Annotated in this window: 7 protein-coding genes; 4 read left to right on the top strand and 3 right to left on the bottom strand. The window is 70.6% G+C overall.

The features are described 5' to 3' along the window. Positions 1-328 precede the first annotated feature (328 nt). The 3 genes from HW445_RS14535 to HW445_RS14525 all read left to right on the top strand — a co-directional run bounded on the left by HW445_RS14535 (position 329) and on the right by HW445_RS14525 (position 2,864). Positions 329-1,126, top strand: coding sequence for an ABC transporter ATP-binding protein (locus HW445_RS14535; protein ID WP_151775589.1), 798 nt, complete (start codon positions 329-331; stop codon positions 1,124-1,126). A gap of 134 nt (positions 1,127-1,260) precedes the next feature. Next, positions 1,261-1,686, top strand: coding sequence for an NfeD family protein (locus HW445_RS14530; protein ID WP_308799132.1), 426 nt, complete (start codon positions 1,261-1,263; stop codon positions 1,684-1,686). A 224-nt stretch (positions 1,687-1,910) separates the two neighbouring features. Further along, the gene (locus HW445_RS14525) at positions 1,911-2,864 is read left to right on the top strand and encodes an SPFH domain-containing protein (RefSeq protein WP_180221442.1); all 954 of its coding nucleotides are present in this window, start codon (positions 1,911-1,913) and stop codon (positions 2,862-2,864) included. 158 nt (positions 2,865-3,022) lie between these two features. Here the strand turns inward: HW445_RS14525 and HW445_RS14520 are convergent, their stop codons facing one another. From HW445_RS14520 to HW445_RS14510, 3 genes are all read right to left on the bottom strand, one after another. Further along, entirely contained in the window at positions 3,023-3,535 is a 513-nt protein-coding gene (locus HW445_RS14520) for an HNH endonuclease (RefSeq protein WP_180221441.1), read from the bottom strand. Between the two features lie 178 nt (positions 3,536-3,713). Beyond that, complete coding sequence (locus HW445_RS14515) at positions 3,714-4,253, bottom strand: YbhB/YbcL family Raf kinase inhibitor-like protein (protein WP_180221440.1); 540 nt, start codon at positions 4,251-4,253, stop codon at positions 3,714-3,716. Positions 4,254-4,313: 60 nt separating this feature from the next. Beyond that, a complete protein-coding gene (locus tag HW445_RS14510; protein WP_180221439.1) occupies positions 4,314-5,099 on the bottom strand; it encodes a sporulation protein in 786 nt (261 codons plus the stop codon). Between the two features lie 291 nt (positions 5,100-5,390). Between HW445_RS14510 and HW445_RS14505 the strand changes: the two genes are divergently transcribed. Beyond that, positions 5,391-6,002, top strand: a complete 612-nt coding sequence (locus tag HW445_RS14505) for a DNA-3-methyladenine glycosylase (RefSeq protein WP_180221438.1) — start codon at positions 5,391-5,393, stop codon at positions 6,000-6,002. Positions 6,003-6,660: the final 658 nt, after the last annotated feature.

The raw sequence follows: 6,660 nt of genomic DNA, 5'->3' as shown, positions 1-6,660 counted from the left end.
CCCGAGCGCCAGCGACAGACCGACCGGGGCGTCCTCCCCGGGCAGGCCCTCGACCCGGTGCAGCGCGTCGTCCCCGACAATCCCGGCCACCGCGTCGTCAGGCGGGACGAGATGGGCAAGAAGGGCATTTCCCCAGGCGGTCAGGCGCCCGGCACGTGGTTCGGTGAGCATGCGCCCAGCCTAAGGACCGTCCCACTGGATTCCCCAGGACACCGGGTGGCGTAGATTTTTCCGAAAGGGCTGCGCCCGCCGGCGCACACGACAGCCGACACCGGCCGCCGCCGTCACGACGGGGAGGGCCGAGAACGCAAGGGGAGACAGCGCGCTGATGAGCGATGTTCTGGAGCTTGAGGGCGTATCCGTGGTCCGGGAGGGCCGGGCTCTGGTGGACCGGGTCTCCTGGTCGGTGAAGGAGGGGGAGCGCTGGGTCATCCTCGGCCCCAACGGCGCGGGCAAGACCACCCTGCTCAACGTCGCCTCCAGCTACGTCTACCCGAGCAAGGGCACCGCCACCATCCTCGGCGAGACCCTCGGCAGGCCGGGCACCGACGTCTTCGAACTGCGCCCCCGCATCGGCGTGGCCGGCATCGGCATGGCGGAGAAGCTGCCCAAGCGCCAGACGGTCCTGCAGACCGTGCTCACCGCCGCCTACGGCATGACGGCCGCCTGGCAGGAGGAGTACGAGGACGTCGACAAGGAGCGCGCCGTCGCGTTCCTCGACCGCCTCGGCATGACCGGCTTCATGGACCGCAAGTTCGGCACCCTCTCCGAGGGCGAGCGCAAGCGCACCCTGATCGCCCGCGCCCTGATGACCGACCCCGAGCTGCTCCTCCTCGACGAGCCCGCCGCCGGCCTCGACCTCGGCGGACGCGAGGACCTGGTGCGCCGCCTCGGCCGCCTGGCCCGTGACCCGATCGCCCCCTCGATGATCATGGTGACCCACCACGTCGAGGAGATCGCCCCCGGCTTCACCCACGTCCTGATGATCCGGCAGGGCGAGGTCCTCACCGCCGGCCCCATCGAGCTGGAACTGACCTCCCGCAACCTCTCCCACTGCTTCGGCCTGCCCCTGGTCGTCGAGCAGGTCGGCGACCGCTGGACCGCCCACGGTCTGCCGCTCGCCTAGCCGCCGCCAGCCACATGGTCGGGCCCCCGGGCCGCCCCGCCCGGGCCGCACCCGTACCGGGTCCCGTCCGAGCCCTTTTCCGCGCCCCCGTTCGCGCCCTGTCCGCGACGGGGGCGCGGTCCTACCATGAGCGGGTGGACATCGACGCGTGGGTCTGGTGGCTGGTGGCGGCGGCGGTGCTCGGCATCGCCCTGGTGATCACGGCGATGCCCGAACTCGGCATGCTCGCCGTCGGCGCGATCGCCGCGGCGATCACGCGGGGTCTCGGCGGCGGCATCGTGCTCCAGGTGGCCGCCTTCGTGGTCGTCTCCGTGGCGCTGATCGCGGTGGTGCGCCCCATCGCGGCCCGGCACACGTCCCGGCCCCAACACTCCACCGGTGTGGACGCGTTGCGCGGCCGCCGGGCGGTCGTCCTCGAGCGGGTGGACTCCCAGGGCGGGCGGATCAAGCTCGCCGGGGAGGTGTGGTCCGCACGCGCCCTGGAACCGGACCGGGCCTACGAGGCGGGCGAGGAGGTGGACGTCGTCGACATCGAGGGAGCGACCGCCGTCGTCCTGTAGGCGCGTAGGCGCGTAGGCGCGCAGGCGCACAGACACGCGGGCCCGCAGGCCACGCAGGCCGAGGCCGGTGATCCGCCCGCTCCGGCGGCCGTCCGGCGCTTCGGGCAAGTGGCCGGAACCCGCCCCAGCGGTCACCGGGGTCTGCGAGACTCGGGCGGAAAGATCTTCGACAACCACGCCATCCGCCGCCCGCGACGCGGCCGAGAGGGGTACGGGGAGCCACGATGGAACCGGTCATCATCGTCCTGGTCATTCTGGTGGTGTTGGTCTTCATCGCCCTGATCAAGACCATCCAAGTCATTCCGCAGGCCAGCGCCGCGATCGTCGAGCGATTCGGCCGCTACACCCGCACGCTCAACGCGGGGCTCAACATCGTGGTGCCGTTCATCGACACCATCCGCAACCGCATCGACCTCCGTGAGCAGGTCGTCCCGTTCCCGCCCCAGCCCGTGATCACCCAGGACAACCTGGTCGTCAACATCGACACGGTGATCTATTACCAGGTCACCGACGCCCGGGCCGCCACCTACGAGGTGGCCAGCTACATCCAGGCCATCGAGCAGCTCACCGTCACCACGCTCCGCAACATCATCGGTGGCATGGACCTCGAGCGGACCCTCACCTCCCGCGAGGAGATCAACGCGGCCCTGCGCGGCGTCCTCGACGAGGCCACCGGCAAGTGGGGCATCCGCGTCAACCGCGTCGAGCTCAAGGCCATCGAGCCGCCCACCTCCATCCAGGACTCGATGGAGAAGCAGATGCGCGCCGACCGTGACAAGCGCGCCGCGATCCTCCAGGCCGAAGGTGTCCGGCAGTCCGAGATCCTGCGCGCCGAGGGCGAGAAGCAGTCGCAGATCCTGCGCGCCGAGGGTGAGGCCAAGGCCGCCGCGCTCCGCGCCGAGGGCGAGGCCCAGGCGATCCGCACGGTCTTCGAGTCCATCCACGCGGGCGACCCGGACCAGAAGCTGCTCGCGTACCAGTACCTGAAGATGCTCCCGGAGATCGCCCAGGGAGACGCCAACAAGCTCTGGATCGTGCCCAGCGAGATCGGCGACGCCCTCAAGGGCCTCGGCGGCGCACTCGGCAACTTCACCCCGCAGAACGGCGGCTCCCCCGGCTCCGTGCCCAGGCCCGCGGCCGGCGGCAGCGACCGCCTCGAGAAGCCGACCATCGACTGACGACGCCCGGCCGTCCGACGCCCCGCGTCCGGACACCCGGCGTTCCCGCGTCCGGCCGTCCGACGCCCCCGCATCCGGAACCGGAACGCGAACGGCGGACGGCCGAGGGCCCGTCACCCCGCCCGGGGTGACGGGCCCTCGGCCGTCGGTGGCGGAACTCAGGCGGCCGCCCGGACGGCCAGCCAGTCCGGCAGGTCCTCGAGGTCACCCCTCCCGCCCATCGCCAGCAGCATCGCGTCGGCCGGCGTCGGCTCGAACGGCTCCCGCAACAACGGCATTCCGGCCTGCTCCGGCGTCCGGTCGGCCTTGCGGTGGTTGTCCTCGGCGCAGGAGGCCACGGTGTTCAGCCAGGAGTCCCTGCCGCCCTGGGCCCGGGGCACCACGTGGTCGACGGTGGTCGCGCGGCCGCCGCAGTAGGCGCACCGGTGCCTGTCCCGTACCAGCACACCCCGCCTCGACCATGGCGCTTGTCTTCGGAACGGCACCCTGACGTACCGGCAGAGCCTGATCACCCGCGGCGCGGGTATCTCCACCGCCGCACCCCGCATCCGCAGATCGGGGTGGGCCTGCTCGACGACCGCCTTGTCCTGGAGCACCAGCACCACGGCACGGTTGAGCGTCACCGTCGACAACGGCTCGAAGCTCGCGTTCAGCACCAGCGTGTCCCGCACAACCAGCCCACCTCTCGTGTGCCGGCCGCCCCCCTGGCAGGCCGGAATCCCACTCTGGCCGGGCGTGCCGCAAGGGACAACGCAATATCCGCCGCCCCTACGGCAGAAAAAGAAGCCCGCCCCTGATCACTTCCAAGACCAGGGGCGGGCAAACGTGCCGTAGGACACCGGGAGCGACTCAGCTTCCCGCGGGCACCTCGTACTCGCCGATCAGGTGGGCCCGGGCCAGCGTGTGGAAGCGCAGATTGAATCCGACAGCCGCCGGACTGGTGTCCGCGTCGGGGCCGAGCCTTTCCTGGTCGACGGCGTAGACGCTGAACACGTAGCGGTGCGGTCCGTCCCCGGGCGGCGGCGCGGCGCCACCGAAGTCGCGGGTGCCGTAGTCGTTGCGCGCGTGCACGGCGCCCTCGGGAAGACCCTCGAACTTCCCCGACCCCGCGCCGGCCGGAAGCTCGGTCACCTCGGCCGGGATGTCGAACAGCACCCAGTGCCAGAAGCCGCTGCCGGTCGGTGCGTCCGGGTCGAAGCAGGTCACCGCGAAGCTCTTGGTCTCCGGCGGGAAGCCCTGCCACCGCAGGTGCGGCGAGATGTTGCCCGCCGCGTGCACCTGCGCCTCCGCGAGCGTGCCGCCCGCCTCGACGTCGTCACTCGTCACCGAGAACGACGGCACCTGCGGGTGGAAGTCGTGCGGCAGCGGCGGCCTGGTGGACTCGGTCACCTGGGAACCTCCTGGCTGTGTTTCAGAAAGACTCGGTCCTACTGCTTGTCCCCGCCGAGCCTAGAACCAGTTGCGCCTGCTGCCGACCTCGGACAGCCACTGGTTGAGGTAGGCCGCCCAATCGGTCGCCTGGTAGTCGTGGAGGCTCACCTTGAACGAGCGGAAGGTGTCGCTGCCCTCGCTGAACAGCCCCGGCTTCTTGTCCATCTCCAGGACGACGTCCATCTCCGACTGGTCGGCGACGAAGCTGACCTCCACCTGGTTCAGGCCGCGGTACTGCTGCGGGGGCAGGAACTCGATCTCCTGGTAGAACGGCAGCTGCTGGCGCGTGCCGCGGATGTGCCCGCGCTCCAGGTCGGCGTTCTTGAACCGGAAGCCCAGCCGGAGGAAGGCGTCCATGATCGCCTTCTGCGCCGGCAGCGGGTGCACGTTCACCGGGTCGAGGTCGGAGGAGTCCACGGCCCGCGCGATGGCCAGCTCCGTGGTCACACCGACGTGCATGCCGCGCAGGGGCGAGCCCTCGATCATCGTGATCGGGGTCTCCCACGGGATGTCGATGCCGAACGGCACCACGTGCGTGGCACCGGCCTGCAGCTGGAAGGCACCGCCCAACGGCACCTTCAGGAACTCGATGTTCTGCCGGTACTCCTGGTTGTCCCCGCCCTCGACCTCGACCTGCGCCTGGAGACCGACCGCAAGCCCTTCGATCTGCTGGTCGACGGAACCGCCCTGGATCCGCACCTCACCCTGGACCACGCCGCCGGGAACCACGTTGACCTCGGTCAGCACGGTCTCCACCGAGGCGCCCCCGGCCCCGAGACTGGCGAGCAGCTTCTTGAACCCCATCTGTCTCCCTCTCTCCAGGCGCCCCCGTGGGTCCGCGCCCGCTCAGTCGCCCTGCAATCTGTGCTTGCTGACGACTACTGGTAACGCGTGGGGCCGTGGGACGGTTCCGGACCTCCGGATCCCCACATGGCGGACCGATTTCCTCCGCAACCGCGGCCCCAACTGCGACCGGGCCCCTCCAGTAATCTCGGAGGACATGATCGCGCGCCTCGACCGTACGCCCCCGCCCAGGTCCCGCTTCGACGGGCCCGTCGTCCGCGACGTTCAGGCTGTCGCTCCCAGGCGGCCGGCATGAACGTGGAAGACCTCGCCCACGCCGCTGAGGAAGTCGCCCCGACACTGCTCGGAGCCGTCCTCACCCACGAGAGCCCCGAGGGAACCGTGAGCATCACGATCACGGAGACCGAGGCGTACTCCGGTTCCGCCGACCCCGCCTCCCACGCCTACCGGGGCAGGACACCCCGCAACGCCGTCATGTTCGGACCCGCCGGACACATGTACGTCTACCGGTCCCACGGTCTCCACTGGTGCGCCAACATCGTCACCGGGACGGACGGCATCGCCTCCGCCGTACTCATCCGGGCGGGCAGGGTCATCGAGGGCGAGGACCTGGCGCGCGAGCGGCGAGGAAGCACGGTCGAGGGCCCGCGTCTCGCGCGGGGGCCGGGAAACTTCTGCCAGGCGCTCGGCATCACGGCGGAGCACAACGGCGCGGATCTCCTGACGGGCCCCACGGTCACGCTGTCCGAGGGGGAGCCGGTCCCCGCCGAGCTCGTGCGCGTCGGCCCTCGGGTCGGCGTGAGCAAGGCACACGACTGGCAGCACCGCTTCTACCTGGCCGGTGACCCGACGGTCTCGGCCTACCGGCTGAGCCCGAGGGCCAAGCCGTCCGCCAGAGCCTGAGCCTGGGCCTGAGCCGTGGTGCGCCTTCGCCGGCGGCGCCGTGCCGGAGAGGGCTGTGCGGGGTGAACGCCGCGCCGGACGCGCCGACGAAGGTGTCGACTGTGCCGGACTCACCCGGGCGGCCCGTCGACTTCCGGCCCCGTTATGAAAAGGAACCGGCCATAATCCTGCGGGCCGGGCCCCGCTCCGGAGGACGGCCGAGCGTTCGACGGAGTGGAGACCGCCGAGGTGAAGAGGTCTCCGCGCATGAACCTCGCCAGTGTCTGGCCCTTCCGACCAGGTACGCAACGAACCCGCGCGGGGGAGGCCGGCGGAGGGGGCGGAGGGACGCCCGATCCCGGTTACCGCTGGATCGCCCGGAGGTCCGACAGACGGCCCCGGACGATGGGCTTGACTCGGACCCTCGGGGTCCGTAAGGTAGCCCGAGCCGCAAGACACGGCGGGTGTTCTGCCCTCACCGTGTGCGGCCACTCCACTACTCACTTCTCCCCTCAGCGGGGCGAATTCTTGCGTGCTCGCACGCCTGGAATTCGAACGGCCGGACTCGATTATGAGTTTCGCTGGGGAGTCGGTTAGCGTAGTGAATGTCGAAAGGCCGACGGACCTGATCCGAAAGCCCAAGGCACCCAACCGACTGGGAATCGGACACCGAAAAGGT

The organism is Streptomyces sp. UH6, assembly GCF_013421635.1.
GTDB classification, from domain to species: Bacteria; Actinomycetota; Actinomycetes; order Streptomycetales; family Streptomycetaceae; genus Streptomyces; species Streptomyces abyssomicinicus.
Note: the sequence above shows the minus strand (reverse complement) of the source record. Positions and strands in the feature narration are given on the sequence as shown.

Bases quoted from the DNA above. Each gene is read 5' to 3' on its own strand.
- HW445_RS14510 (WP_180221439.1), bottom strand. From the start codon at position 5,099: ATGGGGTTCAAGAAGCTGCTCGCCAGTCTCGGGGCCGGGGGCGCCTCG.
- HW445_RS14505 (WP_180221438.1), top strand. From the start codon at position 5,391: ATGAACGTGGAAGACCTCGCCCACGCCGCTGAGGAAGTCGCCCCGACA.
- HW445_RS14525 (WP_180221442.1), top strand. From the start codon at position 1,911: ATGGAACCGGTCATCATCGTCCTGGTCATTCTGGTGGTGTTGGTCTTC.
- HW445_RS14535 (WP_151775589.1), top strand. From the start codon at position 329: ATGAGCGATGTTCTGGAGCTTGAGGGCGTATCCGTGGTCCGGGAGGGC.